The sequence below is a fragment of the Bradyrhizobium elkanii USDA 76 genome, assembly GCF_023278185.1.
Taxonomy (GTDB): Bacteria; Pseudomonadota; Alphaproteobacteria; order Rhizobiales; family Xanthobacteraceae; genus Bradyrhizobium; species Bradyrhizobium elkanii.
In genome coordinates this window covers 8,916,921-8,942,618 of record NZ_CP066356.1, presented here as the reverse complement: position 1 = coordinate 8,942,618, position 25,698 = coordinate 8,916,921, and the positions used below count along the sequence as shown (strand labels likewise).

30 protein-coding genes and 1 pseudogene are annotated in these 25,698 nt (G+C 65.3%); 10 read left to right on the top strand and 21 right to left on the bottom strand.

Annotated features, from left to right (window positions below; translation table 11 throughout):
• Positions 1-82: 82 nt before the first annotated feature.
• Positions 83-961 (top strand): HpcH/HpaI aldolase/citrate lyase family protein, encoded by an 879-nt coding sequence (locus JEY66_RS42265; RefSeq protein ID WP_026192092.1) that lies wholly within the window; start codon positions 83-85, stop codon positions 959-961.
• Between the two features lie 96 nt (positions 962-1,057).
• On the opposite strand, the gene JEY66_RS42260 is transcribed toward JEY66_RS42265, so the two are convergent.
• The 5 genes from JEY66_RS42260 to JEY66_RS42240 form a co-directional block, all read right to left on the bottom strand.
• Complete coding sequence (locus tag JEY66_RS42260) at positions 1,058-1,420, bottom strand: c-type cytochrome (protein ID WP_016847639.1); 363 nt, start codon at positions 1,418-1,420, stop codon at positions 1,058-1,060.
• A 28-nt stretch (positions 1,421-1,448) separates the two neighbouring features.
• On the bottom strand, positions 1,449-1,862 hold the full coding sequence (locus JEY66_RS42255; protein ID WP_016847638.1) for a hypothetical protein: 414 nt from the start codon (positions 1,860-1,862) through the stop codon (positions 1,449-1,451).
• Positions 1,863-1,938: 76 nt separating this feature from the next.
• Positions 1,939-2,748 (bottom strand): hypothetical protein, encoded by an 810-nt coding sequence (locus JEY66_RS42250; protein WP_016847637.1) that lies wholly within the window; start codon positions 2,746-2,748, stop codon positions 1,939-1,941.
• Between the two features lie 93 nt (positions 2,749-2,841).
• A complete protein-coding gene (gene leuD / locus JEY66_RS42245; RefSeq protein ID WP_016847636.1) occupies positions 2,842-3,444 on the bottom strand; it encodes a 3-isopropylmalate dehydratase small subunit in 603 nt (200 codons plus the stop codon).
• Positions 3,445-3,633: 189 nt separating this feature from the next.
• Positions 3,634-4,032 carry a metallopeptidase family protein gene (locus JEY66_RS42240; protein ID WP_016847635.1) on the bottom strand — a complete coding sequence of 133 codons (399 nt, stop codon included), beginning with the start codon at positions 4,030-4,032 and terminating at the stop codon, positions 3,634-3,636.
• 115 nt (positions 4,033-4,147) lie between these two features.
• Between JEY66_RS42240 and JEY66_RS42235 the strand changes: the two genes are divergently transcribed.
• A complete protein-coding gene (locus JEY66_RS42235; protein WP_016847634.1) occupies positions 4,148-4,474 on the top strand; it encodes a hypothetical protein in 327 nt (108 codons plus the stop codon).
• Here the strand turns inward: JEY66_RS42235 and JEY66_RS42230 are convergent.
• Positions 4,471-4,668 (bottom strand): hypothetical protein, encoded by a 198-nt coding sequence (locus tag JEY66_RS42230; RefSeq protein ID WP_016847633.1) that lies wholly within the window; start codon positions 4,666-4,668, stop codon positions 4,471-4,473. The genes JEY66_RS42235 and JEY66_RS42230 overlap by 4 nt on opposite strands.
• 366 nt (positions 4,669-5,034) lie before the next feature.
• On the opposite strand from JEY66_RS42230, the gene JEY66_RS42225 reads away from it, so the two are divergent.
• Entirely contained in the window at positions 5,035-5,268 is a 234-nt protein-coding gene (locus tag JEY66_RS42225) for a Slp family lipoprotein (RefSeq protein WP_016847632.1), read from the top strand.
• Positions 5,269-5,320: 52 nt separating this feature from the next.
• Positions 5,321-5,524, top strand: a complete 204-nt coding sequence (locus JEY66_RS42220) for a hypothetical protein (RefSeq protein WP_125459343.1) — start codon at positions 5,321-5,323, stop codon at positions 5,522-5,524.
• Positions 5,525-5,807: 283 nt separating this feature from the next.
• On the opposite strand, the gene JEY66_RS42215 is transcribed toward JEY66_RS42220, so the two are convergent.
• From JEY66_RS42215 to JEY66_RS42185, 7 genes are all read right to left on the bottom strand, one after another.
• Complete coding sequence (locus JEY66_RS42215) at positions 5,808-6,101, bottom strand: DUF1330 domain-containing protein (RefSeq protein WP_016847630.1); 294 nt, start codon at positions 6,099-6,101, stop codon at positions 5,808-5,810.
• A gap of 344 nt (positions 6,102-6,445) precedes the next feature.
• Positions 6,446-6,655 (bottom strand): hypothetical protein, encoded by a 210-nt coding sequence (locus tag JEY66_RS42210; RefSeq protein ID WP_016847629.1) that lies wholly within the window; start codon positions 6,653-6,655, stop codon positions 6,446-6,448.
• Between the two features lie 110 nt (positions 6,656-6,765).
• Positions 6,766-8,172: a 3-isopropylmalate dehydratase large subunit gene (leuC, locus tag JEY66_RS42205; protein WP_016847628.1), complete on the bottom strand. Its 1,407-nt coding sequence runs from the start codon at positions 8,170-8,172 to the stop codon at positions 6,766-6,768.
• A gap of 371 nt (positions 8,173-8,543) precedes the next feature.
• Positions 8,544-8,924 (bottom strand): 50S ribosomal protein L19, encoded by a 381-nt coding sequence (gene rplS, locus JEY66_RS42200; protein ID WP_018269387.1) that lies wholly within the window; start codon positions 8,922-8,924, stop codon positions 8,544-8,546.
• A 109-nt stretch (positions 8,925-9,033) separates the two neighbouring features.
• Positions 9,034-9,795 carry a tRNA (guanosine(37)-N1)-methyltransferase TrmD gene (trmD, locus tag JEY66_RS42195; RefSeq protein ID WP_050999311.1) on the bottom strand — a complete coding sequence of 254 codons (762 nt, stop codon included), beginning with the start codon at positions 9,793-9,795 and terminating at the stop codon, positions 9,034-9,036.
• A gap of 9 nt (positions 9,796-9,804) precedes the next feature.
• Positions 9,805-10,887, bottom strand: coding sequence for a quinone oxidoreductase family protein (locus JEY66_RS42190; protein ID WP_016847625.1), 1,083 nt, complete (start codon positions 10,885-10,887; stop codon positions 9,805-9,807).
• A 128-nt stretch (positions 10,888-11,015) separates the two neighbouring features.
• The gene (locus tag JEY66_RS42185) at positions 11,016-12,221 is read right to left on the bottom strand and encodes an MFS transporter (RefSeq protein WP_016847624.1); all 1,206 of its coding nucleotides are present in this window, start codon (positions 12,219-12,221) and stop codon (positions 11,016-11,018) included.
• Positions 12,222-12,393: 172 nt separating this feature from the next.
• Between JEY66_RS42185 and gcvA the strand changes: the two genes are divergently transcribed.
• Complete coding sequence (gcvA, locus tag JEY66_RS42180) at positions 12,394-13,305, top strand: transcriptional regulator GcvA (protein WP_016847623.1); 912 nt, start codon at positions 12,394-12,396, stop codon at positions 13,303-13,305.
• Positions 13,306-13,315: 10 nt separating this feature from the next.
• Here gcvA and rimM read toward each other — a convergent pair whose 3' ends face one another.
• From rimM to ffh, 3 genes are all read right to left on the bottom strand, one after another.
• Positions 13,316-13,849, bottom strand: a complete 534-nt coding sequence (rimM, locus tag JEY66_RS42175; RefSeq protein WP_026192093.1) for a ribosome maturation factor RimM — start codon at positions 13,847-13,849, stop codon at positions 13,316-13,318.
• Positions 13,850-13,867: 18 nt separating this feature from the next.
• Positions 13,868-14,200: a 30S ribosomal protein S16 gene (gene rpsP / locus JEY66_RS42170; protein ID WP_016847621.1), complete on the bottom strand. Its 333-nt coding sequence runs from the start codon at positions 14,198-14,200 to the stop codon at positions 13,868-13,870.
• A gap of 85 nt (positions 14,201-14,285) precedes the next feature.
• Complete coding sequence (ffh, locus tag JEY66_RS42165; RefSeq protein ID WP_018269389.1) at positions 14,286-15,833, bottom strand: signal recognition particle protein; 1,548 nt, start codon at positions 15,831-15,833, stop codon at positions 14,286-14,288.
• Between the two features lie 379 nt (positions 15,834-16,212).
• Between ffh and JEY66_RS42160 the strand changes: the two are divergent.
• Positions 16,213-17,275, top strand: a pseudogene (locus JEY66_RS42160) (MBL fold metallo-hydrolase).
• A gap of 141 nt (positions 17,276-17,416) precedes the next feature.
• On the opposite strand, the gene JEY66_RS42155 reads toward JEY66_RS42160, so the two are convergent.
• Positions 17,417-18,133, bottom strand: a complete 717-nt coding sequence (locus JEY66_RS42155; RefSeq protein ID WP_038376664.1) for an SIMPL domain-containing protein — start codon at positions 18,131-18,133, stop codon at positions 17,417-17,419.
• Positions 18,134-18,138: 5 nt separating this feature from the next.
• The gene (locus tag JEY66_RS42150; protein ID WP_018269391.1) at positions 18,139-18,849 is read right to left on the bottom strand and encodes a GyrI-like domain-containing protein; all 711 of its coding nucleotides are present in this window, start codon (positions 18,847-18,849) and stop codon (positions 18,139-18,141) included.
• A gap of 185 nt (positions 18,850-19,034) precedes the next feature.
• Here JEY66_RS42150 and dapF point away from each other — a divergent pair, with 185 nt between their 5' ends.
• Together dapF and mtaB are read left to right on the top strand one after the other, a co-directional pair.
• Positions 19,035-19,925 (top strand): diaminopimelate epimerase, encoded by an 891-nt coding sequence (gene dapF, locus JEY66_RS42145; protein ID WP_016845062.1) that lies wholly within the window; start codon positions 19,035-19,037, stop codon positions 19,923-19,925.
• 18 nt (positions 19,926-19,943) lie between these two features.
• Positions 19,944-21,218, top strand: coding sequence for a tRNA (N(6)-L-threonylcarbamoyladenosine(37)-C(2))-methylthiotransferase MtaB (gene mtaB, locus JEY66_RS42140; RefSeq protein WP_016845063.1), 1,275 nt, complete (start codon positions 19,944-19,946; stop codon positions 21,216-21,218).
• A gap of 313 nt (positions 21,219-21,531) precedes the next feature.
• On the opposite strand, the gene JEY66_RS42135 is transcribed toward mtaB, so the two are convergent.
• Together JEY66_RS42135 and JEY66_RS42130 are read right to left on the bottom strand one after the other, a co-directional pair.
• Complete coding sequence (locus JEY66_RS42135; protein WP_016845064.1) at positions 21,532-22,671, bottom strand: DUF2336 domain-containing protein; 1,140 nt, start codon at positions 22,669-22,671, stop codon at positions 21,532-21,534.
• 105 nt (positions 22,672-22,776) lie between these two features.
• Entirely contained in the window at positions 22,777-23,478 is a 702-nt protein-coding gene (locus tag JEY66_RS42130) for an RluA family pseudouridine synthase (RefSeq protein WP_026192094.1), read from the bottom strand.
• Between the two features lie 49 nt (positions 23,479-23,527).
• Here JEY66_RS42130 and ftsY point away from each other — a divergent pair, with 49 nt between their 5' ends.
• On the top strand, positions 23,528-24,472 hold the full coding sequence (gene ftsY, locus JEY66_RS42125; protein WP_016845066.1) for a signal recognition particle-docking protein FtsY: 945 nt from the start codon (positions 23,528-23,530) through the stop codon (positions 24,470-24,472).
• Entirely contained in the window at positions 24,472-25,074 is a 603-nt protein-coding gene (locus JEY66_RS42120; RefSeq protein WP_016845067.1) for a septation protein A, read from the top strand. The genes ftsY and JEY66_RS42120 overlap by 1 nt, the downstream gene beginning before the upstream one ends.
• Positions 25,075-25,251: 177 nt before the next feature.
• On the opposite strand, the gene JEY66_RS42115 is transcribed toward JEY66_RS42120, so the two are convergent.
• On the bottom strand, positions 25,252-25,626 hold the full coding sequence (locus tag JEY66_RS42115; protein ID WP_016845068.1) for a ComEA family DNA-binding protein: 375 nt from the start codon (positions 25,624-25,626) through the stop codon (positions 25,252-25,254).
• Between the last annotated feature and the right edge of the window lie 72 nt (positions 25,627-25,698).

Sequence of the window (25,698 nt, the reverse complement as noted above, 5' to 3'; positions counted from 1 at the left end):
GATACGGCAGCGTTGAAGAATGGTTCCGCCCGATGCCCAAACAATGGACACTGGCGGAGCCCAAGCCCCCAGGAGAATGTCGATGACCCGTCCGCGCCGCAGCCTGTTGTTCATGCCGGGATCGAATGCACGGGCGCTGGAAAAGGCCCGGACGCTGGCGGCGGACGGCATTATCCTCGACCTGGAGGATTCCGTGGCTCCCGACGCCAAGGCCACAGCCCGGGAGCAGATCGCCAAGGCGGTCGCGGCCAAGGGCTTTGGCAAGCGCGAGGTCCTGATCCGCATCAACGCGCTCGACACGCCCTGGTGGGTCGACGACATCAGCATGGCCGGCAAGGCGCAGCCAGACGGGATCCTGGTTCCCAAGATTTCGACCGTCGACGATCTCAACGCCGTCGCCGATCGCCTCAGCGACATCAATGCGCCTGCCTCGATCCGGGTCTGGGCGATGATCGAAACCGCGCGCGCGGTGCTCGACGCCGACAAGCTGGCCGCGGCATCGAAGGATTCCGAAACCCGGCTCGCCGGCTTCGTGTTCGGGCCGAACGACATTGCGCGCGAAACCCGGATCCGGATGAAGCCGGGCCGCGCGGCGATGATCCCGATGATCACGCATTGCATCCTGGCGACCCGCGCGCACGGGCTCGAGATCCTCGACGGGCCCTACGGCGACATCAGCAATGTCGACGGCTTCGCCGAGGAATGCGCGCAGGGCCGCGATCTCGGCTTCGACGGCAAGACGCTGATCCATCCGAGCCACATCGATGCCTGCAACGCGATCTTCACGCCGCCCGAGGCTGAGGTCGCCGAGGCGCGCAAGATCATAGCCGCCTTCGAGAAGCCGGAGAACGCCTCGCGCGGCGCGATCCAGCTCGACGGCCGCATGGTCGAGCGCCTGCACGCCGAGATGGCGAAGCGCACAATCGCGATCGCGGACGCGATCGCCGCGATGCGGCAGTGATAATCACCGATCCAGAAGCAGTTCGCGGGAAGAGAACGCCCAAAGCTGGCATCTAGAGTTTGGGTTCTGATTGAATCAGAACCGAGACTGATCCCGCTAGTAGTCTCGCTTCAGGCTCATAATGTAATTTGCGAGGTCATCGGCCTCACTCGGCCCGATGATGATGTTCGGCATCGTCGGATGACTGGTCTTCAGGAAGACCTTCAACGAGAGCGTGGTGGTCGAGGGGCGGTCGGCAACGGCGGCGAAGTCCGGCGGCACTTTCTTCACACTCGTGATGATGGGGCCGATGGCATGGCATTCCATGCACCAAGCTTCAGCCAGCCGATGTCCGGCAGCGACGCTCTCCGCGGGCTGTTCCGCACCGTTGGCCTGATGCAGACGCAACAGGAAAAGTGCGGCCGCCACGATCAGGACGACCAGCAATGCACGACGCCAGACGACGTACCGATTCAGCATCGATGCACCTTCAAACTCTGAGCTGCGGTTAGCGGCGTCCGGCCTCGCCCAACGCGTCGATCGTCGCAGCGTTCAGGCAGTATTGATGATAGCGTGTACTGGACGTCCCGGTGGCGAGATCGTGCTCGCACTGCCGCTTATGGCCGCACAGGCTGCAGACCCGCTCCATGTCGCGCAGCACCAAGGGTTCGGTGCGCGCCAGCTTCTCTTCATCGATCCCGAGCGCCTCGAGCAGCTTGGGCAACTCGTCGGCGCTGTGTGGTCCCTGGCGCACCAGCGCCGCGAGGTCGTCGCGGCTGACCCGCAGGTCGCCTGCAATCTGGTTGAGACTTGCATCGTCGAGTTCGCGCAGTTCACGAAGCTCCCGCCGATGCTTCAGCCAGTTGCCGAACACGTCGATCAGATACTCGACGGCAGGATACGTCCGAGCTTCTGTGGTCATGGGGTGCCTCCAAGATAGAATGGCTGTCCCATATGAGGCCTTCTGCGCGGCCTGACCTTGCGGCAGATCAAATTGGCTAAGGCTTGCTCAAGGTGTTCCGTTGGCCGAAGCGCTGCGCCGCCCACGCGTAGAGGCTGCCTGGGATCGGTGCCGCCTTGCCGCGTCCCTTCGGCGAGATGTGCAGGCCGATGATCCCGGGATCATTCAGGTAGCGCGAAAAATCCGACGGCTCGAAGAATAGCCTCGGCTCGGCATGCACGGCGTAGAATGATCGCTTCGGCAGCGCGTGCTGCAATTCGTCGGCGCGGCGCGCCAGCGCGGTCAGTGCCGCCGGGCCGTAGATCGCGACACGGATGTCGGCGAGGCGATTGGATTTGCCGCGCAGCCGGCGCATCGCAAAGGTCAGGCGATGGCGCAGCGCCAGCCAGTCCGGAATCAGCTCGTCCTGCTGCATCAGCGCTTCGAACGCGCGCACGATGGGATCATTTTGCGGCAGATACAGCACGGAGTTGCCGAGCTGCCGCGGCCGCTCCCAGGCAAAATAGGGCTTTGCCGGATCGAGCTCGACGCCCTTCAGCAGCAGCACGTCGGCGTCGAGCCAGAGGCCGGCGCGCTGCGCCATCAGCCGCATGCGGAAGAAGTCGCTGAACTGCAGCATGGTCCAGTCGCGCCACGAGCCGTCGGGCTCCGCCGGGCGCAGCTTCTCCGCGAACGAATGCGGCAGCACGGCTTCGGCCTCGGCATTGCCGACACCCTCGGGCAGGCCGGGTATCGGATCGAAGCTGTAGACGGTGACCTTGTGCCCCGCCGCCACCTGCGAGCGCAGGCAGGTCTGGCGTAGCGCATCCATCGAGCCGTGCCAGAAGGTGACGATGTCAGGCAGCATGCGCGTCAGCTATCAGCGGGTTTGCGGCGAGCGAATTTGGCAAAGAAAAGCCCCGGCGCCTGACGGCACCGGGGCACGATGATGCGCTGAGCCTCAAGCCCAGGCGCGTTCCTTGAGCTTGGTCTCGTAGCTGTCGATCGACGCCTTCTTCTCCATCGTCAGGCCGATGTCGTCGAGGCCGTTGATCAGGCAGTGCTTGCGGAACGGGTCGATCTCGAACTTGACCTTGCCGCCGTCGGGACCGCGGATCTCCTGGTTGGGGAGGTCGATGGTCAGTGTCGCGTTGGCGCCGCGCTCGGCGTCGTCGAACAGCTTGTCGAGGTCCTCCTGCGACACGCGGATCGGCAGGATGCCGTTCTTGAAGCAGTTGTTGTAGAAGATGTCGCCGAACGAGGTCGAGATCACGCAGCGGATGCCGAAATCGAGCAGCGCCCAGGGCGCGTGCTCGCGGCTCGAGCCGCAGCCGAAATTGTCGCCGGCGACCAGCACCTTCGCGTTGCGATAGGCGGGCTGGTTGAGGACGAAATCGGGGTTCTCGCTGCCGTCATCCTTGTAGCGCTGCTCGGAGAAAAGCCCCTTGCCAAGGCCGGTGCGCTTGATGGTCTTGAGGTACTGCTTCGGAATGATCATGTCGGTGTCGACATTGATGATCTTCAGCGGCGCCGCGACGCCTTCCAGCGTGGTGAACTTGTCCATCGGTGCTCTTCCCGGGCAAAAAATAGCGGATATCGGCTGGATGTTTATCGCGAATGTGACAGCGGTAAAAGGGCCATTTCTGCAGGGCTGGAGCCCTTTTCCGTACCGATGAAATCGGAACGAGGCTCCAGCTTCTTGTTTTGACGCGTTTTCTTCACGCGAACTGGTCCCACTTCGCTCGAGAACGCTTTAGCCCGCATCGGCCTCAATCGCCTCCATATCGGCGTCGGAGAGGCCGAAATGGTGCCCGATCTCGTGGATCAGCACGTGGCGGACGATGTGGCCGAGGGTCTCGTCGTGCTCGGCCCAGTAGTCCAGGATCGGTCGGCGGTACAGCCAGACCAGGTTGGGCAGCCGGGCCACGTCGCTATGGCTCTGCTGCGGCAGGCCGATGCCCTGAAACAGGCCGAGCAAGTCGAACTCGCTCTCGGCCTGCATCTCGTCGAGCACCTCATCGGTCGGGAAATCGTCGACGCGGATGATCAGCCCCTCGCAGAGGGCCCGGAACGTCTTGGGCAGGCGCTCGAAGACCTCGTGCGCCATGGCCTCCATCTCGGCGAGCGAGGGGGCTTTTTCTGTGGTCCACATGACACTCCTTTAGCGCGAGTGCTATCGGCGACGCCAGCGCAGTTGACCTTGGCGGCGCAATGGGAGACCGTGCCGCCCACGAATGGGGCTCAAGAATCGAGCTTGGGTGGGCGTAATGAAACGGATCGTGGCGGCAGCGTTGTTGGCTGTAGCAGTCGGGCTCTCGCTCCCGGCGACGGGAGCGCAGGCTCAGAGCGCGGCAGCTGAGGCGCGCGTCGGGCAGGCGGCACCGGTCGTGCGCGAGCGCGTCGTCGAGCGCCGCCGGCTGAAGCGCGTGCCGATCTACCGGTCCCGGCCCGATCATTGGGAACCCGATGTCATCCCGCGCTACAATCCCGGTCCGAACGCCGTGCGCGACTGCACTGCGACCTATGTGCAGGAGCATCGGCCGAGCGGTACCGTGATCACGCCGCGCATGAACTGCTTCTGGCGGCCGGGCTAGTTGCGCGTATGTCGGCGCGTCGCGCCGATCATTGCAACAGCCGCGATCAATCCCATCGATCCATAGACCGCGACCGCCATCAGCAATTGCGTGAGATGGCTTGCAGTGCCCATGGCGCCGCCCGGTCCTTGCGAGGCGAGCGCGACATCAATTGAAATGATGGAACCGCCGAGCGCTGCCGTGCCGAGTGCCAATCATTTGCGCGGGCCTTGCTGTGCCATTGGCGATGTCCTGCGAGAAGCACCTCACAACATGCGACCATAGTCTATGCCGGATTTACGCATCGACACCAAAAATCCTGCGGCCGTGTCGGAACCTGAAGCGCGCTCGCAGCATTCATGATCGTGGCGCAGTTATTCACTTCCCATTCACGTCGTCCGCATTCTGCTTGCGATCTGCGTCGCGGCAACGGGGTCGATTCGAAAGCTCAAGCGTTTTCCAGCGGAGCCTGTCCCGCACGTGATGCGGGATGGACGTCGGCTCGCGTGAAGAAAACGCGTCAAAGCAAGATCTGATCGTTCGTTGCAAGACGTGACTTAAAGGGATCAAGGAGACAATTCATGAAGGCGATGAAGGTTCTGGGACTGGCGGCCGTCGGTGCCGTGTTGGTGTTGGCGGCGCCGGCCGAGCGTGCAAGCGCGATGTCGCTCGCTACGCCGGGCACAGCCGCAACGGTTCAGGACAACGCGAACCAGACGACCACTCAGGTACGCTGGGGCGGGCGCGGCTGGCATCGTGGCTGGCATCGCGGACATCACCGCGGCTGGGGGCATCGTCGCCACTGGCGCCGTTGATCGCGCGGCGTATCAGCGCAGATGAGACACAGGCCCGTGAGCAGCGGGCCTGTTGTCGTTCTCAGCCATCAAACCGGCAGATTCGCCCATGCGAGATGATATCAATCGCAATCTGCAGGAGTTGATCATGATGAGATGGATCGGTGTTGCGGCTGTCGCGTGTGCATTCGCGTTGACGGCGCCGGCATCGGCAACCGCCGCGGCATCGGCCAAGCCGCAGGCCGCGGCACCGCAGCGGCAAGCAGAAGGCAACTGATATCAGCGCGCAGCGCCATCATCACCATTACCATCGTCGCCACTATCACCACGGCTACCGTCCCTATTACCGGCCGTACTACCGGCCCTATTCCTATTATCGGCCGTACGGCTCCTATTATTACGGGCGGCCCTCTTACTATCGGCCGTACCCATATGCCGCGCCGGCGCCATTCACCTTCGGCTTCGGGTTCGGCCCGTTCTGGTGATGCGCGCAGTCGCGCTGGGCGCGACATCAGCGCTGCAACGAGAGAGCGGCTCCGATCGGAACTGCTCCGCTCGCCTCAGGGCGCGAAGCCCTTCGCCAGCAGCACAATGCCCTGCGCGCCCGCCTTGCGATCCCTCGAGATCTCGACATATTCGGGCGATTCCGACCAGGCACGGAATGCGGCTTCGTCAGGGAACGACATCAGCACCAGCTTGTCGCGATCCCAGCTGCCCTCGAGCACCGCGGGCTGCTCGTCGGCCGACAGCAGGCGTCCGTTGAACTTCCTGAACACGTCGAAGAAGCGCGCCTGATACCGATCATAGGCGGCGCGATCGGTCATCTTGAGTTGCACGATCACATAGACAGTCACTGGCGTTCCTCCGGACGTTTCGTCGCTGCGTTTTGCGCGTTCATGGCGCATTCACTCAGCGGTTTCTAGACTAGCGTCATGCCGGGAGCGACTGCAATGAACGCAATGAAGCCGGCTGCCATCAGCGTGGTGCTTGTTGCCGTTGTCAGGGAGGTCGGATCTGCCGGCCGTGGTGGCACCACCGCCACTACTGGCGGCCGTACCGGGTCTATTGGTAATAGTCTGAAATGACAGCGGGCGCCTCACGGCGCCCGTCTTGTTGGATCACTCTCTTTGCGCGCTGGAGCGTGTTCGAGCGAAGTGGACGCCGGTTGGCGTGAAGAAACCGCGTCAAGAATGAAGCGCTAATCCCAGTTCTTCAGCTTCCAGGACTTTATCTTCCACGGCGTCAGGTTTTCCATCCGCCATTGCGTCCAGCGCTCCGGCGGCCAGTGGCTGAGGCGCGAGGTTTCCTTCACCTCGGGGAGCGGATCGATGATGCGCGCTACTGCACGACGGCGCTTCTGGCGCGTCGCGTCGCTGATCATGTCGACGAATTCGGGTTTATCGGCCACGGCACGCGCTCCTTGCGAAGACTCGTTTTCGCAAGGAGGCAGTGTGCGTGCGCCCCGTTAACGAGCCGTTTCCGAAACGGCTCGAGCTTGAGACGAAACCCGCGCTTGCCTTACCGCCAGTCGCGGACGTCGACGAAGTGTCCGGCGATCGCGGCGGCCGCGGCCATCGCGGGCGAGACCAGATGGGTGCGGCCCTTGAAGCCCTGGCGGCCCTCGAAGTTGCGGTTCGAGGTCGAGGCGCAGCGCTCTTCCGGCTTCAGCTTGTCCGGGTTCATCGCAAGGCACATCGAGCAGCCCGGCTCGCGCCAGTCGAAGCCGGCCGCAATGAAGATCTTGTCGAGGCCTTCGGCTTCCGCCTGCTCCTTCACGATGCCCGAGCCCGGCACGATCATCGCGTTGACATTGGCGTTGACGGTCTTGCCCTCGGCGATTTTCGCGGCGGCGCGCAGGTCCTCGATGCGGCCGTTGGTGCAGGAGCCGATGAAGACGCGGTCGAGCTTGATGTCGGTGATCTTCGTGCCGGCGGTCAGGCCCATATATTTCAGCGCGCGATGCTTGGAGATGCGCTTGGCCTCGTCGGCGATCTTGTCCGGATCGGGCACGAAGCCGGTCACCGAGATGACGTCCTCAGGGCTCGTGCCCCAGGTGACGATCGGCGGCAGCTTGGCGGCATCGAGGCGGATCTCGTGGTCGAAATGCGCGCCCTCGTCGGAGCGCAGCGTCTCCCAGTAGCGCATCGCGGCGTCCCAGGCGGCGCCCTTCGGCGCCTTCGGGCGGTCGCGCAGGAAGTCGAACGCCTTCTGGTCGGGCGCAACCAGGCCGGCGCGCGCGCCGCCTTCGATCGACATGTTACAGACCGTCATGCGGCCTTCCATCGAGAGCGCACGGATCGCCTCGCCGGCATATTCCAGCACGTAGCCGGTGCCGCCGGCGGTGCCGATCTCGCCGATGATCGCCAGGATGATGTCCTTGCCGGTCACGCCTTCGGGCAACTTGCCGTCGACGATCGCGCGCATGTTCTTGGCCTTCTTCTGGATCAGCGTCTGCGTCGCCAGCACATGCTCGACCTCGGAGGTGCCGATGCCATGCGCGAGCGCGCCGAACGCGCCATGCGTCGAGGTATGGCTGTCACCGCAGACGATGGTGGTGCCGGGCAGCGTAAAACCCTGCTCCGGGCCGATGACGTGGACGATGCCCTGGCGCTTGTCGAACTCGTTGTAATACTCGATGCCGAATTCCTTGGCGTTCTCCGCCATCACCCGCATCTGCTCGATGCTTTCAGGGTCGGGGTTCGGCTTCGAACGGTCGGTGGTCGGGATGTTGTGGTCGACGACGGCGAGCGTCTTCTCGGGCGCGTGCACCTTGCGGCCGGCGGCGCGCAGCCCTTCGAACGCCTGCGGCGAGGTCACCTCGTGCACCAGGTGGCGATCGATATAGAGCAGGCAGGTGCCGTCGTCGGCCTCGTGGACCAGATGGTCGTTCCAGATCTTGTCGTACAGCGTGGTCGGTTTGGACATGAGCTTCAGCTCCAGAAGAATTCAGTGGTGGAATGGCATGAGCGCGTCTTAAGCGAGCGGACAGGCGAAAGCGTCCAGGCAGCGTTACGCTGCGCGTCTAAGCTCGGACGTTGCCGACGTCGCAAAGCGCCCGAAGAAGCGGCCGGGCAGCCGCGAGCGATCGTCGATCACGACGCGCTTGCAGGTCTGACTTGGGCACTGACTTGGGCAGCGCTGGCTTGCTTGATCCGGAACCATTCTAAATTTCTAACACAGGGCTCGCGCCCGCGACAATCGATCCAGGCGCGGGCCTGCACGTCAGATAGGTATGCCGCAACAAAAAAGCGCGGGGGCAGGCCCCGCGCTTTCGGTCACATCCCCTGAGGGAAACGTTACTCGCCGACGGCGGTCTGGCGGTCCTGCTTCTCGACGATGCGGGCCGACTTGCCGCGCAGGTTGCGCAGATAATAAAGCTTGGCGCGACGAACCTTGCCGCGACGCACGACCTTGATCGAGTCGATCATCGGTGACATCACCGGGAAGACGCGCTCGACGCCTTCGCCGTAGGAGATCTTGCGCACGGTGAAGCTCTCGTTGAGGCCCTGGCCGGAACGACCGATGCAAACGCCCTCATAGGCCTGCACGCGGGTACGCTCGCCTTCGACCACCTTCACGTTGACGATGACGGTGTCGCCGGGTCCGAATTCCGGGATATCCTTGGTGGCGGCGAGCTTGTCGAACTGCTCTTTTTCGAGCTGCTGAATAAGGTTCATTGAAATCTCCATCGGCGGCGCGCCCAGCCTTTCGCGGGCTGCGCAAACGTCCATCTATCCTGCGCGGGTGCGGATTTGGCCGCCCGTATAAGGCAAAGCGCAGGGTTTGTCACCCGTCTGTCTTGTTTTTTGTCCCTCGCGGAGCGGCTTTTTGGCCGGCCTTGCGGGCCCAGAGATCGGGCCGCCGGGCCGCCGTCAGGGCCTCGGACTGGGCCAGCCGCCAGGCCGCGACCTTGGCGTGATCGCCGGAAATCAGGATTTCCGGGATTGGCCGGCCCTCGAACTCCTGCGGGCGGGTGTATTGGGGGTATTCCAGTAGTCCTTCGGAAAAGCTTTCCTCGGTTCCCGAGGCCTGCTTGCCCATCACCCCCGGCAGCAGGCGGACGCAGGCGTCGATCAGGGCCATCGCGGCGATTTCGCCGCCGGACAGCACATAATCGCCGATCGAGACCTCCTCGAGGCCCCGCGCCTCGATCACCCGCTGGTCGATGCCCTCGAAGCGGCCGCAGACGATCAGGGGGCCGGGCCCGGCCGCCAGCTCCGCGACCTGGGTCTGGGTCAATGGCCGACCGCGCGGGCTCATCAAGAGGCGCGGGCGGTCAGGCGCGATGTCAGCGGCGTCGATCGCCGCCGCCAGGACATCGGCCCGCAGCACCATGCCCGGGCCGCCGCCGGCCGGGGTGTCGTCGACGCTGCGGTACTTGTCGGTGGCCGAGGCCCGGATGTCGCGCGCCTCCAGCGCCCAGAGCCCGCCAGCCAGCGCCTTGCCGGCGAGGCTCACGCCGAGCGGCCCCGGAAACATGTCCGGGAACAGGGTCAGCACGGTGGCGCGCCATGGTGTCGCCGGGGCTGGGGTGTCTTGCGATGTCATGGCCTCTCGTTACGGCACCACGGCCGTGAGGTCGAGGCTCTGCATCATCGCGGCCGCATCCACCGCACGGCGGAAGTCGGCAAGCTTGAACGTCGCGACATTGATCTTGCGCAGGTCCAGCAGGCCTTCGGCGGCGAGGCCGGCGAGTTGGCCTGGTGCCGTACGGTCGTACATGAACTGCCCGACCACCTCCCAGTCATTGGCCAGCATCTCGCGGAACCAGAGTTCGAGCGGCACTTCGGCGCTGCCCATCAGCACCATCCGGCCGCCACGCCTGAGCGCGCGCAGAGAGGACAGTGTGGTCGACGTGCTCTTGGCGGCGCCGAGCAGATCGAGCGCGACATCGGCGCTGCCGCCGGCGGAGCGGCGGATGACTTGAAGGTCGGCTGCGGCATCGCCGCTGACAACGGCGGGAATGACGCGCGGGCCGAATGCATCGCGCAACTGCTCGAGCGCGGCCTCCTTGCGTCCGACCGCGACGACGCGGCCCGCGCCCATCGCGACCGCGAGCATCACGCCGCCCGAACCGAAATAGCCGGTCGCGCCGTTGACGATGATGGTCTGGCCGCCGCGCAGGCCGGAGCGCTGCAATCCGCCGAACGGCACGATCAGTTTTGCGAGCCCGATCAATTCGGTGGCCGGCTTGTCGTCGAGATTGGCAAGCGGCGTGACGCAGGCGGCCGGCCAGTGCGCGATCTCCGCGAACACGCCGTCGCGCCAGCGCGTCTGCAAGGCGAACGCTTCCGGCGTCGTCACCGTCGCGGTGAGGCCGATCAGGATCTGCGGCGGATCGCGATCAGGCACGTCGCCGCGCAGATGCGGACTGAGGAACACGCGGTCGCCGCATTGCACATGGGTGACGTTCTCGCCGGTGGCGACGACGCGCGCGATCGCATTGGTGCCCGGCACGAACGGCATCGGCGGCAGGCTGTAGGGCAGCGCGCCCGACAAGAGCTTGTTGGTATAAGACAGCACCATGCCGGCCTCGATCCGCACCACGGCGCCATCGGGCGCGGGCTTCGGCGTCGCGACATCCTCGAAGCGGAGATCATTGTGGGTGTGCAGCCGCCAGGCCTTGTGCGTGCTTGTCATTGGGATGCTCCGTGAGACCATTGCTTAGGTAGCCCGGATGGAGCGAAGCACAATCCGGGAATCACGCAAGTAATGACGAGCGGCCCCGGATTGCGCTGCGCTTCATCCGGGCTACGGGCTAACCCACGTTATGGTGATGCCGTCGCTTGATCGTCAGCGAGATGCCGCGCGAGCGCGACCGCAAGCGGACAGATCGCCAGCGCCGTGAGCGCGGTCGCAGCCGTCGCGAGCGTCGGGCCGAGCGCGTCGCCAAGCAAACCGTAGAGCACCGGCGCGATCGCGCCCGACCCGATCGTTCCGGTATAGAACAGCGCGAAGGCGCGTTCGGTCTGGTGCGCGGGGGTAAGCTCGGGCACCGTACCGTAGAGCACCGAGGACGTGCCGTTGAGCATCACGCCGAGCAGCGGCAGCAGCACGATGGCCGGTGCGAGCGGCAGCGCCAGCACGGCTGCGATCAGCGCCGCCGTGCCGCCTTCGGTGATCAGCACGGTGCGCAACGTGCCGACCCGCTCGCCGAGCCAGCCGCAGGTGAATTTTCCCGCGGCGCCGCCGATGAAGACCAGCGCCAGCGCGAGGCCGTTGGTCGGCAGCGAGGCGCCCTTGTCGCGCAACAGGAACGGCAGGAAGGTGAGAAAGCCCATCCTGACCGCGGTGTCGAGAATTCCGATCGCGAGCAGCCAGCGAAAGCCGCCGCCTGTGCTGGCGCCGCGCGATGCTGATGTCGCCTTGTGCTCGGCGCCCTTGCCGACCGAGGGCATCCAGAGCGCGATGCAGACCGCGACCAGCAGGCCTGCGAAAGCCAGCACGAGCAGCGTGTGCCGCCATGACATGATCACGAGCAGGATCGAGGTCAGCGCCGGGATCGCCGCCTTGCCGAGATCGCCCGAGAAATTGTAGACGCCGAGCGGCCCGCGCGCCGCCGTGCCATAGGCGCGCGACACCGCGGCGGAAGCGATCGGATGCTGCGTGCTCGACCCCGCGCCGGAGAGCGCGAGGGCGAGGCCGAGGCCAATGACACCGCCGGAGAATCCGGCAAACGCGTAGCCGAGCGCCGACAGCGCCGTGCCCGCGATCAGGATGATCTTGCCGTCGATCCGCTCCGCGATGCGTCCGACCGGAATCTGCAGCCCGGCCATGGCGCCGGCATAGAGCCCGCGCAGCAGCGCCAGCAGGCCGTAGCTCAACGCGAATTCCGCCTGCCAGACCGGCAGCAGCACGTAGATGACGTCGGTGTAGCCGTCGTGGAGGGCGTGATTGAGCCCGGTCACGGTCAGGGTGCGGGTTGACCGGGCACGGTCGGGCCGCGTCGTGCCGGTTTCGGCCGATACGCTCATTGCCGCCAGCCAATGCAAGAAAATCTAAAGTTTGGACGGGCGCGCATCGGGCGGGGACCTTAGAAAAGAAAGCCATACAAGCAGCTTGCATGGCAGTATGCGTCGCCAAGGCTGTTGTCACAAATCAGTAATAATCGGATCATGCGTTAGAAAATCTTGTATTGAGGGATCAATGTTCGTCCCACGCCGCAGCCTGCCGCCGCTCAATGCGGTCCGTGCCTTCGAGGCCGCCGCACGCCTCGGCAGCTTCAAGGAGGCCGCCGCCGAGCTCAGCGTGACCCATGGCGCGGTCAGTCAGCAGATCCGCCTGCTCGAGGAATGGCTGGGCGCCCCGTCGTTGTTTCGGCGATCGGTGCGGCGTGTGGTGCTGACGCCGGCAGGCGCGGCATTGCTGGCAGAGTTCGCACCCGCGCTCGACCGGATTTCCGCCGCCGTGCAGCAGCATCGCGCGCGGCGCGGTGATATGGCGATCGCGGTGTTGCGCGTCAATGCGCTCGCGACCTTCAGCCTGCGCTGGCTATTACCGCGGATGAGCCGGTTTCGCGCCGAGCATCCCGATATCGAGGTGCGCCTGAGCACGTCGAACGATCCGGTGGATGCGCTGCCTGAACCATTCGACGTCGTGATCCGCGGTGGCCCCGACACCTTCCACGGCTTCTCGTCACGCTTCCTGGTGTCGGAGCGGAGATTGCCGGTGTGCAGTCCGAAGCTATCAGCGCAACTGCCGCTGCGTGAGATCGCGGACCTGTCACGGCATACGCTGCTGCATGTCACGTCGATGCCGCGGCTGTGGCGCGACTGGCTCACCGAGGCCGGGCAATCCGCGCTGGAGCCGGCGGCCGCGCTGACCTTCGATCATTTCTATCTGACGATCCAGGCCGCGCTCGATGGTCTCGGCGTCGCGATGGGACCGACCGCGCTGATCGCAGACGATCTCGCGGCCGGGCGCCTGGTGACGCCGTTTCCGGATGTCAGCCTGCCGGCGCGGAGCTACTTCGCGTATTTTCCCGCAGGCCGCAGCAGCGATCCGCACAGCGCGGTGTTCTGCGACTGGCTCGAGCAGCAGGGCCGGATGACGGGCTGATATTCTTGGTTCAGGCGGCCGACGGATCGTCGCCGTCGATCTCGTCGTCGATTTCCTTGGGCAGGTCGATCACCACGCGGCCGCCTTCGAGATCGACAGTCGGCACCACGGCATTGGTGAATGGCAGCAGCATCGTCGCGCCCTGCGGCGGGGCGATCTCGATGATGTCGCCGGCGCCGAAATTGTGGATCGCGATCACCCTGCCGAGCGGCTGCTCCGTCGTCGTCACCGCGGCGAGCCCGATCAAATCGGTGTGGTAGTATTCGCCGTCGTCGGTGTCCGGCAGCCGGTCGCGCGGAACGTAGAGCTCGAGGCCGTTGAGTCGTTCGGCATCATCGCGGCTGGCGACGCCCTTCAGCGTCACCACCAGATGGTCCTTGGCCTCGCGCGCATGTGTGACCTCGAACTGGCGCGTGCCGTCCTTGGTCATCAGCGGGCCGTAGTCCTTCACGGCCAGCGGATCTTCGGTGAAGGTCCAAAGCCTGACGGCGCCGCGCACGCCATGCGCAGCGCCGATACGGGCGACACAGACCGGTGCAGCCACCGTGGTCGCCGTTCAGCCTTAAGCCTTGGCGGCAGCTTCGGCCTGCGCCTTGCGCTCCTTGCGCGGCACGGCCTTTTCCGGGTTGTTGCGCGGCGCGCGCTTCTTGACGCCGGCGGCGTCGAGGAAGCGGGTCACGCGATCCGATGGCTGCGCGCCCTTGGCGAGCCAGGCCTTCACCTTGTCCATGTCGAGCTTCAGGCGCGACTCGTTGTCCTTCGGCAGCAGCGGGTTGAAGTGGCCGAGACGCTCGATGAAGCGGCCATCGCGCGGGAAGCGCGAGTCGGCGACGACGACGTGATAGACCGGACGCTTCTTGGTGCCTGCGCGAGCGAGGCGGATAACAACGGACATTCAGTTCTCCTTCAAAGGTCGATGTGTTCGATTGATTGGCATTCCGCGTCGCGCCGGCCACGTGTGAGCCGTCGCGACGAATTCCTCATTTCTTCTTGCCCGGGAAGCCGCCGAGGCCCGGCAGCATCGGCTTGCCGGAAAGGCCGGTCAGGCCCGGCACGTTCGGCAAGCCGCCGCGCAGACCGGCGGGCAAATCCTTCGGCAGGTTCGGTAGGCCGCCGCCGGCGCCGCCCTGCATCTTCTCGGCGAGCGCCTTCATCTCCTCGGCCGAGGGCGGCTTCATGCCGCCGCCAAAACCCATCGCCTGCGCGATGCCGGCGAGCGGGCCGCGCTTGCCGCTTCCCATGGCCTTCATCATGTCGGCCATGTTCCGGTGCATCTTCAAGAGCTTGTTGACGTGCTCGACGCTCTGGCCGGCGCCCGCCGCGATGCGCTTCTTGCGGCTCGCCTTCAAGATGTCCGGATTCTTGCGCTCCTGCCGCGTCATCGAATCGATGATCGCGACCTGGCGCTTCAGGATCTTGTCGTCGATGCCGGCCGCCGCGATCTGGTTCTTCATCTTGGAGATGCCGGGCATCATACCCATCAGGCCGCCGATACCGCCCATATTGGCCATCTGCTGCAGCTGTTCGCGCATGTCGTTGAGGTCGAACTGACCCTTGCGCATCCGCTCGGCGGTGCGCGCGGCCTTCTCGGCGTCGATATTGGCGGCCGCCTTCTCGACCAGCGAGACGACGTCGCCCATGCCGAGGATGCGGCCGGCGATGCGGTTCGGATGGAAGTCTTCCAGCGCGTCGGTCTTTTCGCCGGTGCCGATCAGCTTGATCGGCTTGCCGGTGACGGCGCGCATCGACAGCGCGGCGCCGCCGCGGCCGTCGCCGTCGACGCGGGTCAGCACGATGCCGGTGAGGCCGACGCGCTCATCGAACGAGCGCGCGAGGTTGACCGCGTCCTGGCCGGTGAGGCTGTCCGCGACCAGCAGCACTTCATGCGGGTTGGCGGCGGCTTTGATCTCGGCCGCCTCCTTCATCATGTCTTCGTCGAGCGTGGTGCGGCCCGCGGTGTCGAGCAGCACGACGTCGTAGCCGCCGAGCTTGCCGGCCTCTAGCGCGCGCCTTGCGATCTGCGGCGGCATCTGGCCGGCGACGATCGGCAGCGTCGGAATGTCGAGGTCGCGGCCGAGCACCGCGAGCTGCTCCATCGCCGCCGGGCGGTAGACGTCGAGCGAGGCCATCAGCACCTTGCGCTTGTCGCGCTGGACCATGCGGCGCGCGAGCTTCGCGGTGGTGGTGGTCTTACCGGAGCCTTGCAGACCGACCATCATGATCGGCACCGGCGGGACGGAGTTGATATCTATGGTCTGGCCGTCGGAACCGAGCGTGGCGACGAGCTCGTCATGGACGATCTTCACCACCATCTGGCCCGGCGTCACCGACTTGACGACGGTGGCGCCGATCGCCTGCTCGCGGACCCGGTCGATGAAGCTGCGGACCACCTCGAGCGCGACGTCGGCCTCGAGCAGCGCGCGGCGCACCTCGCGCATCGCGGCGTCGACGTCCTTTTCGGTCAGCGCGCCGCGCCCCGTCAGACGATCGAGAATGCCACCAAGCCGTTCCGACAGATTGTCGAACAATGCCGTTGTCCTTCGTTGCGCCCGTGAGCGCGCTTATTTCGCTTCTGGTCATGACCCGCTTTTGCGGGTGATGACCACATAGTCCGCCTTGGCGTCAGGCCAAGACGATGGTCCCAAACACTTTCGCGCCCGAGGGCGCATCGCGCTGTCGGGCGTTGGCCTCTGGCCTCCAGGACCAGTCGGCGGGTCGAAAAGACGGGGCTTTCCGAGAAAGTGGCCGGGTTAAACGCTGCCGGGGCGGCAAAGTCAAGGAAAGTTTCGCTGAAATCCACTTAGCTTGGACAGTAAGGTACTGAAATCACGTCGATTTGCCGTCCTGGTTCCGAATTCGCCGCTGCCACCCATATAACCGGAGCCTGCCTCCTATTCCGGAACCCGCGTGCTGATCACCCGCCGCCGCCTGCTTGCAACCTTGACCGGAGCCGCCGCGGCGATCGGCGTGCCCTCGATCTGGATGTCTCTTATGAAAACCTACGACGGCCCCGTCTCCGATCATTTCGACGGCCTGCACTTCTTCGATCCGGACGGCTCGCCGCCGAAATCGCTTGGTGAGGTGCTGCGCTGGCAGTTCGGGGGCGGCCGGCAGCGCGCGGTCTGGCCGGAATGGGCGCCAAGCCCCCATGCCGATACGCCGCCGCCCCGCGTCGATGGCGACAGGGTGCGGTTCTGCTTCGTCGGTCATGCCAGCTGGCTGATCCAGACCGCGGGCCTCAACATCCTGTTCGATCCGGTCTGGTCGATGCGCGCCTCACCGTTCAGCTTCGCCGGGCCGAAGCGGCACAACGATCCCGGCATCGCATTCGAGAAACTGCCCAGGATCGATGTCGTGCTGGTGTCGCACGGCCACTACGATCATCTCGACGTCGCGACGCTGTCGAGACTTGCGGGGGCATTTGGTTCTCGCGTGATCACGCCGCTCGGCAACGACGTCACGATGCGTACGTCCGATGCTGCGATCAAAGCCGAGGCGTTCGACTGGCATCAGCGCATCGAGCTCGGCAATGGCCTTGCCGCGACGCTGGTGCCGACGCGGCACTGGTCGGCGCGCGGGCTGTTCGATCGCAACAAGGCGCTGTGGGCGAGTTTTGTTTTGGAGACGCCGGCCGGCAAGCTCTACATCGTCGGCGATTCCGGTTACGGCGACGGGGGGCATTTCCGCCGGGTGGCCGAGGCGCATGGCCCGCTCAGGCTCGCGATCCTGCCGATCGGCGCCTACGAGCCGCGCTGGTTCATGCGCGACCAGCACATGAATCCGGAGGATGCGGTGAAGGCGCTGGCCGATTGCGGCGCGGCGCAGGCGCTGGCGCATCACCACGGCACGTTCCAGCTGACCGACGAAGCGATCGACGCGCCGGCGATCGCTCACCGAGGCGCTCGACGCGGCGAGCGTGCCGCGCGAGAAATTTCTGACGTTGAAGCCCGGGCAGGTGTTCGAGATTTAGCGTCGTCCCGGTGAAGGCCGGGACCCATTACCACCGAATTTGGTTGTGAACGGAATCGTGGCCCCAGCGTCGCGCAACAATCAATATTTGGGGTAATGGGTCCCGGCCTTCGCCGGGACGACATCAATTGGCCACCTTGAATTACTTCTCCTTGATCGCCCAGGAGACGCTCACATTGACCGTCAGCGTTTCCTCGCCTTGCGCCACCGGCGTCGGCGCGGCGAATCCGGCCGTGGCCATCTTGGGACGGAACACCGGGACCGGCGCCGAGCCGACCTCCGCGATATTCACGGGCGCGCCGAGCGTGACGCCGGCGGCCTTGGCGTAGATTTCGGCCTTGCGGCGGGCGTCGGCGATCGCCTTCTCGCGGGCGTCATCGAGCAGCTTCGAGGCCTGCGACACCGAGAAATTGAGCCCGCCGATATCATTGGCGCCGGCGCCGACCAGCACGTCAATGACGCTGGCGACCTTGCTCACATCGTGCAGCCTGATCGTGACGCGATTGCTCGCGTGGTAACCGATGATGCTGGGCGGGGCGCTCGGCGACGACGGCCCACGATTGGCGAATTGCGGCTGCAGCGACAGCCGCGAGGTCTGAAAGTCCTTCTCCGCGATCCCGGCGCCCTTCAGCGCGGCCAGCACCTTGCCCATCGTCACATTGTTGGCGTCGGCGGCTTCGCGCGCGGTCTTGGCGTCGGTGGTGACGCCCGCGTCGAGCTGCGCCTGGTCGGGCGGCGCCGACACGGTCGCCTCGCCGGTGACCGAAATCGCCGGCGGAAAGTCGTCATTGGCCAGTACGGGCGCGGCCAGCAGCGTGGTCGCGATCAGGGTGGCGGCGAAGGGGAGACGGTGGGTCATCTGGCTCACTTCAGGGGTACGTAGACGTTGATCACAAGCTTGTCCTCCGCGGTCTTCAGCGGATCGGTGATGTATTCCTCGATAAAGGTGTCCTTGGCTTCGAGCTTCTTGTCGTCGAGGTGATTGGTGATCGCCTCATAGGTGTTGTCCATGTTGTCGTAGGAACCGCGATGGACGAACTTCAGCGCCTTGCCGTCAGGCGAATTGCCCATGCTCATGTTCTTGCCGAGGTTCTTGACGTCCTGATCGACCGGGATCTCGGCGATGAAGGTGAAGCCGGTGTCGTCGGTCGAGGTGTAGACGATCATCGGATTGCCCGATGCCTTGACGCCGTCCTTGTCGAGCAGCGCGGTGAGCTGCTTGAACGCCTCGATCAGAGCGTCGAAGGCGGAATCCCAATTGGCCGTGCCCTTCAGCATCACGACCTTCTTCGGCTCCAGCGTGAACGGCTCGCCGAAGGGATCGGCGGTCTGCACCGGGGCGGCCGGCGCCGGCGTCGGGGTCTGCGCTGCGGCCGGGCTGTCGGCCGGCGACTTGGTCTCGGCCGGCGGGGGCACCGGCGTCGCCGACGGTGCAGGCGCCGGGGTTGGGTTCGGGCTCGCCGCGGGAGCGGGCGAGGCTGACGGCGACTGGGCGGGGGCCGGGCTTGCCAGTGCGATCGCGGCCAAGGGCAGCAGCGCGACCAGGGCCGCGCGGAGCGTGTTGATACGGTTCATTGGTTATTCTCCATCCCCTGCCTCAAACGGCCGCTCGATCTGTCCCGGCGCGCGCGGTCCGCGAGGTGCGATATTCCTAACACGCAAGTTCTGCATTCGTCCCATGACAGATGTGTCATGGGGCTATTCAGGCTGGCTAACGGGCCATCACTCGCCATATAACCGGGCAGAATTTGGGAAAATCGATGAGCGCGCTCGCCAATCACGCATTCGCCAAGATGAACGGCATCGGCAACGAGATCGTCGTCGTCGACCTGCGCGATTCCGAGGCGGCACAGGGTCGGGCGCAGGTGTCGGCGGCGGAGGCGCGCGCGGTGGCTTCGCCGGCCGGCGGCGTGCCCTACGACCAGCTGATGGTGCTGCAGCCGCCGCGGCTCGACGGCACCGAAGCGTTCATCTCGATCTACAACAATGACGGCTCGGAAGCTGGGGCCTGCGGCAACGGCATGCGTTGCGTGGTGCGGCGGATCTTCGAGAAGACCGGCCAGACATCAGCGACGTTCCAGACCCGCGCCGGCCTGCTCAATTGCTGGCAGGGGCCGGCGCCCGATCTCTACACCGTCGACATGGGCGCGCCGAAGTTCGGCTGGCAGGACATTCCGCTGGCTGAGGAATTCCGTGACACCCGCTACATCGAGCTGCAGGTCGGGCCGATCGACAATCCGGTGCTGCATTCGCCCTCGGTGGTCTCGATGGGCAATCCGCATGCGATCTTCTGGGTCGATGACGTCAATGCCTACGACCTCGAGCGTTTCGGGCCGCTGCTGGAAAACCATCCGATCTTCCCGGAGCGCGCCAACATCACGCTGGCCCGCATCGTCGATCGCGACCACATCACGATCCGCACCTGGGAGCGCGGCGCCGGCCTGACCAAAGCGTGCGGCTCGGCGGCGTGCGCGACGGCGGTCGCGGCGGCGCGGCTGAAGCGTGCCAACCGCAGCGTCGAGATCACGCTGCCCGGCGGCAAGCTCGGCATCGAGTGGCGCGAGCGCGACGATCACGTGCTGATGACCGGCACCGCCGATTTCGAATATGAGGGCCGCTTCGATCCGGCGCTGTTCGCCAGCGTCGCTTGATCGGGCGTGAGATCGGTTATGGGCATCGATGTAGTCACCTTTGGCTGCCGCCTCAACGCATTCGAATCTGAGGTGATTCGTCGCGAGGCGGAGCAGGCGGGGCTTACTGATGCCATCGTCATCAACAGTTGCGCCGTCACCAACGAGGCGGTGGCGCAGGCGCGGCAGTCGATCCGCAAGCTGAAACGCGAACGCCCGCAGGCGCGCATCGTCGTCACCGGCTGTGCGGCGCAGACGCAAAGCCAGATGTTCGCTGACATGGCCGAGGTGGATCGCGTCGTCGGCAATGACGAGAAGATGCGCGGCGACGCCTGGCGCGCGACACGTTCAGCATTCGAGGCGCCGTTCGGCATCGACGCGAGCGAAAAGGTCGCGGTCGCCGACATCATGGCGGTGACCGAGATGGCGCCGCATCTGCTCGACGGCTTTGAGCGAGGCCTGCCGCGGGTGTTCGTGCAGGTGCAGAACGGCTGCGATCATCGCTGCACCTTCTGCATCATCCCCTACGGCCGCGGCAATTCGCGCTCGGTGCCGATGGGCGCGGTGGTCGATCAGGTCCGCGCGCTGGTCGAGCGCGGCCATGCCGAGATCGTGCTGACCGGCGTCGATCTCACGAGCTATGGCGCCGACCTGCCGGGCGCGCCGAAACTCGGCCAGTTGACCCGGCAGATCCTGCGCCATGTGCCCGAGCTGAAGCGGCTGCGTATCTCGTCGATCGATTCGATCGAGGCGGATCGCGACCTGCTCGATGTCATCGCCGACGATGCGCGGCTGATGCCGCATCTGCATCTCTCATTGCAATCCGGCGACGACATGATCCTCAAGCGAATGAAGCGCCGGCATTCACGCCGGGACGCGATCGATTTCTGCGCGCAGGTTCGCCGGCTGCGGCCGGACATCGCTCTCGGCGCCGACATCATCGCGGGCTTCCCGACCGAGTCTGAAGAGATGTTTGCGCGCTCGCTCGACCTGGTCGAAGAATGCGATCTCACCTTCCTGCACGTGTTTCCCTATTCGCGGCGTCCGGGCACGCCGGCCGCGCGGATGCCGCAGGTCGAGGGCGGCGCGATCAAGGAGCGCGCCAGGCAGCTGCGCACGGCAGGCGAAGCCGCGTTGCTGCGCCGGCTTGATGCGGAAGTCGGCGCGACGCGCGAGGTGCTGATCGAGAGCGGCACGCAGGGCCGCACCGAGCATTTCCTGCCGGTCGCGATCGATGATGATGTGCCCGGCGCGGTGCGGCGGCTTGTCGTGACGGGCCATGACGGCGCGCGCCTCGTTGCACAGGATCGCTGAGACGCTCACTCCGACTCCATCTCCGTCATCCTAGCAAGTCAAGACGCGTTGGATCGGACAGATCATGTCGCCAGAGCGCAGGTATGAGTCAGTAGGTATCACTCACCGGTCGCGCTATATATTCGCTGTCGTCCCGGCCTCCGTGCGCAATTGCGCACTAGGCCGGGACGACCGTGGAGTGTGCGGAGAAAGTCGCGCGACGAATCGGTGTCGCTGCTGGAATGCTGGATCATCCGCATGCGCGGGTGGTGGCACCGAATACTTTGCTTGACCGGTAAATTCGGAATCGGTCGCGACATTGCGCGCGAGATCATCAACGACTGCGATGGCCGGGCTTTGCCGGTTGTGACGCGCGGACCTGCCAGAACCGTAGCAGGCGGTCGGCGTTGGCGTGCGTCAATCGTGTGAACTGGCTCCTGGCGTTGGCGAGCTCGACCGGCCCCATCGATCCGGTCGAATAGCGGCATTCCATCACCGCGGCCGTCGTCTCCCAGCTGAGCCCAGCGACCCGGCAGGGCACCAGCAGACCTTCGCTACGGAGGCTTTGCATCAGGGGACGGATCACCTCGATGCTTGCATGCGCAAGGTCGGCCAGCGCAACGATGGTTTCTTCATACATCCGCTGTCTGGCGAGGCCGAGCAGGGCGGCCTCGTTGAGATCGCCGGCGTCCTTCAGCTTTGCGATGTGACGCCTGGCCGCGGCGAAGTCGCGAACCCGGGCCATGTCGCGCTCGACGCCGGCGGCGACCGCTGCGATCGCATTGCGAATTTCCTCGAACAGATGTGCCGGCGCGCGTTCCAGCAGACGGGCGCGAACCTCTTCCGTTGCGTCGTGCAGCAGCTGAAGACGGAGCTCCGAGGGCAGATCGGCGCGGATCCCGGTCTGCACCGCAAGCACCGGATCGTGCTCGGCCTGCGCGAGGATGACGGCAAATCCGCCCGGCGATACTTTGGCGCCGGGATTGCTGACAAGGCGGTGGCTCACGCTCGCAAAGCGGCGCGCCAGAAGCGCGTCGGTGACGACCTCCTTCAGCCACCAGCGGCCGGCGACGGCGAGCAGATGCTGCTCGCTCTTGGTCTGTGCGATCTCGACGAGGTCGTCCGCGCTGAGCCGCGACGATTCCTGCAGGATCGGCCGCGCGATCCTGATCTCGTCATTGCTGGCGAGGCGGCGAATGATCGCGGGCGGTGCCTGGGCGACCGGTGCGAGCTGTTCGCTGATGTCGGTGAGCGCCATCCGGGCGCTGATGTCGGCGAGCGCGCGCAACTCGATGGTCTTCACCAGACGCTCGAGCACGTTGTCGAACAACTCGATCTGTTCGCTGTTGAACTTGCCGGCGGATGCGAGGAAAAGGCTGGTGACGCGCCTTGCCGTGGCCAGGCATTTGTCGGCGGAGCCTGCGCGTATCGCAGCCTCGACCTCGTCGACAATTGCTTGCCCATCATTCAGCATTGCTCGTCCTGAGCCGTCGCGGCGCGCTTTTTCTAAGCCGCCTGCAGGACTATCCGATGGGCCTGAATGTTCCGTAAAGGATAATTCTCCGTAAAATCACGGAGGCTACTGCCCGTTCCAGCCGCAGGCCTTGAGCCGCTCCCGCATGTGTTCGGGCGCCGGCGCGACCACATGCACCGGGTCCTTGTTCCTGGAGATCGGGATGCCGATCTCGCGGGAATGCAGATGCAAAGTCGGCTCGCCGAAGCGCGGACCGTTGCCATAGATATTGTCGCCGACGATCGGCCAGCCCATCGCCGCCGAGTGCACCCGCAGCTGATGGGTGCGGCCGGTGACCGGCTCCATCGCGAGCCAGGTGAGGCCGTCGCCACGCCCCAGCACCTTCCAGTTGGTGATCGCCTTCTGGCCATCCGGGTCCGGCTTCTGCCACCAGCCGCGCTCGGCATTGAGCCGGCCGAGCGGCATGTCGATGGTGCCTTCATCCTCGGCGGGGCCGCCCTCGACCACGGTCCAATAGGTCTTCGAGATCTTGCTGTGCTTGAACAACAGCCCGAGCGAGGCGGTCGCCTTGCGGTGGCGTCCCAGGACGAGGCAGCCGGACGTGTCCTTGTCCAGCCGATGCGCCAGCACCGGCGGCCGCGGCAGGCCGAACCGCAGCGCGTCGAACGAGGCTTCCAGATTGGGGCCGCCCTTGGGACCGCGATGCACCGGCAGGCCGGCCGGCTTGTCGATCACCAGCATCAGCCCGTCGCGGTGGAGCACCCGGCCCAGGATTTCTTCCGCGGTCAATTGGGGAACATCGATCAATTCGTCGAGACTTTCGTTTGGAGTGCGAAACGGCTAACACAGCCGCGCCATGAACGATACCACTGCGGGAACTCCAAAACAGAGCTGGTGGCAGCGGCTGAAGGGCGGCCTGAAGCGGACCTCGAGTTCGATCGGGACCGCGGTCGCCGACCTCGTCACCAAGCGCAAGCTCGATTCGGCCATGCTCGACGACATCGAGGATGTTCTGCTGCGCGCCGACCTCGGCACCGATGTCGCGGTCCGCATTGCCGAGGCGGTCGGCAAGGGCCGCTACGACAAGGCGATCTCCGCCGACGAGGTCAAGGACGTCGTCGCGACCGAGGTCGAGAAGGTGCTGGCGCCGGTGGCGAAGCCGCTCGAGATCGATGCCGGAAAAAAGCCGTTCGTCGTCCTGGTGGTCGGCGTCAACGGCTCCGGCAAGACCACGACGATCGGCAAGCTGGCGGCGAAATTCTCCGCCGAGGGTCGCAAGGTCATGCTGGCCGCCGGCGACACCTTCCGCGCCGCGGCGATCGAGCAGCTCAAGGTCTGGGGCGAACGCACCAAGTCGCCGGTGATATCAGGCGCCCAGGGCTCGGATTCGGCGAGCCTTGCCTTCAGCGCGCTGACCGCGGCCAAGGAGCAGGCGCGCGACGTGCTGCTGATCGACACCGCCGGACGTCTGCAGAACAAGTCCGAGCTGATGAACGAGCTCGAGAAGGTCGTGCGCGTCATCAGGAAGGTCGATGCGTCGGCGCCGCACGCGGTGCTGCTCGTGCTTGACGCCACGGTGGGACAAAATGCGTTGTCGCAAGTCGAGGCATTTCATCGTACGGCAGGCGTCACGGGGCTCGTGATGACCAAGCTTGACGGCACGGCGCGCGGCGGCATCCTTGTCGCGCTGTCGGAGAAGCACAAGCTGCCGGTGCATTTCATCGGCGTCGGCGAAGGCGTCGAGGACCTCGCGCCCTTCGCGGCGAAGGATTTTGCCAAGGCAATTGCTGGAATCGATTGATGGACAAGACCCAGCCGCATCCGTTGTTCAAGCTGGCGACCGAACTCGGGCCGCTGCTCGTGTTCTTTATCGCCAACGCGAAGTACCACCTGTTCGTCGCGACCGGCGCGTTCATGGTGGCGATCGTGGCCGCAATGATCGCATCCTATGTGGTGACCAGGCACGTGCCGATCATGGCGCTGGTGACCGGCGCGATCGTGCTGGTGTTCGGGACGCTGACGCTGGTGCTGCACGACGAGACCTTCATCAAGGTCAAGCCGACCATCATCTATGGCCTGTTCGCGGCCGTGCTCGGCGGCGGGCTCTTCTTCGGCCGGTCCTTCATCGCCATCATGTTCGACCAGGTGTTCAACCTGACGCCGCAGGGCTGGCGCATCCTCACCATGCGCTGGGCGCTGTTCTTCGCCGGCATGGCGGTTCTCAACGAGCTCGTCTGGCGCACGCAGACCACGGACTTCTGGGTGAACTTCAAGGTGTTCGGCGTGACGCCGCTGACCATGATCTTCGCCATCGCCCAGATGCCGCTGACCAAGCGCTATCACCTCGAGCCGGCCTCGCTGGAGGCGAGCGAGGCCGACGCGGGCGACGTGCGGAAGGGGTGATCAGCACTCTGCTCCCTCGCCCCGCTCTGCGGGGAGAGTGTTGGGGTGAGCGGTCTCTCCACGGATAGGCTCGGAGTTTGTGACAAACACCGTCCAAAGCCCCTCACCCGAAATTCCCGCTTCGCGCGAATTTCGACCTCTCCCCGTAAAGAACGGGGAGAGGTGAAGTGAGCCGCCTCAGCTCTTCTGCTTGGCGACGATCTTGTCCTTGATCTTGTCGTAGGTCGCCTGCGGCAGGATGTTCTTCTGCACCAGTTCATCCTTGCCCTTGTAGGGGCGGCCCTTGATGATCGCGGCCGAATAGGCCTTGCCGACGCCCGGCAGCGCGTCGAGCTGGTCGGTGTTGGCGCTGTTGATGTCGAGCAGGTCGTCCTTCGCCATTCCCGTCGTCTTCAACTCAGGGGTGGCGGCCTTCGGGGCGGGAGCCATCTTGCTCTCGGACTTCGCGGCGGGCGCAGCCGGCTGCGGAGTCTGGGCCATCGACGGCGACGCCGTGATCATGCCGAGCGTGAGTGCGGTGGCGAGAAGTGAAGCGAGCGTGGTCTTGCGCATATGTCCCCTCCAGAGGAACGTTGATGTCAACGCCACTGAGTTGGGGGTGCGTTCATGGCGTTGCCGTGGCCG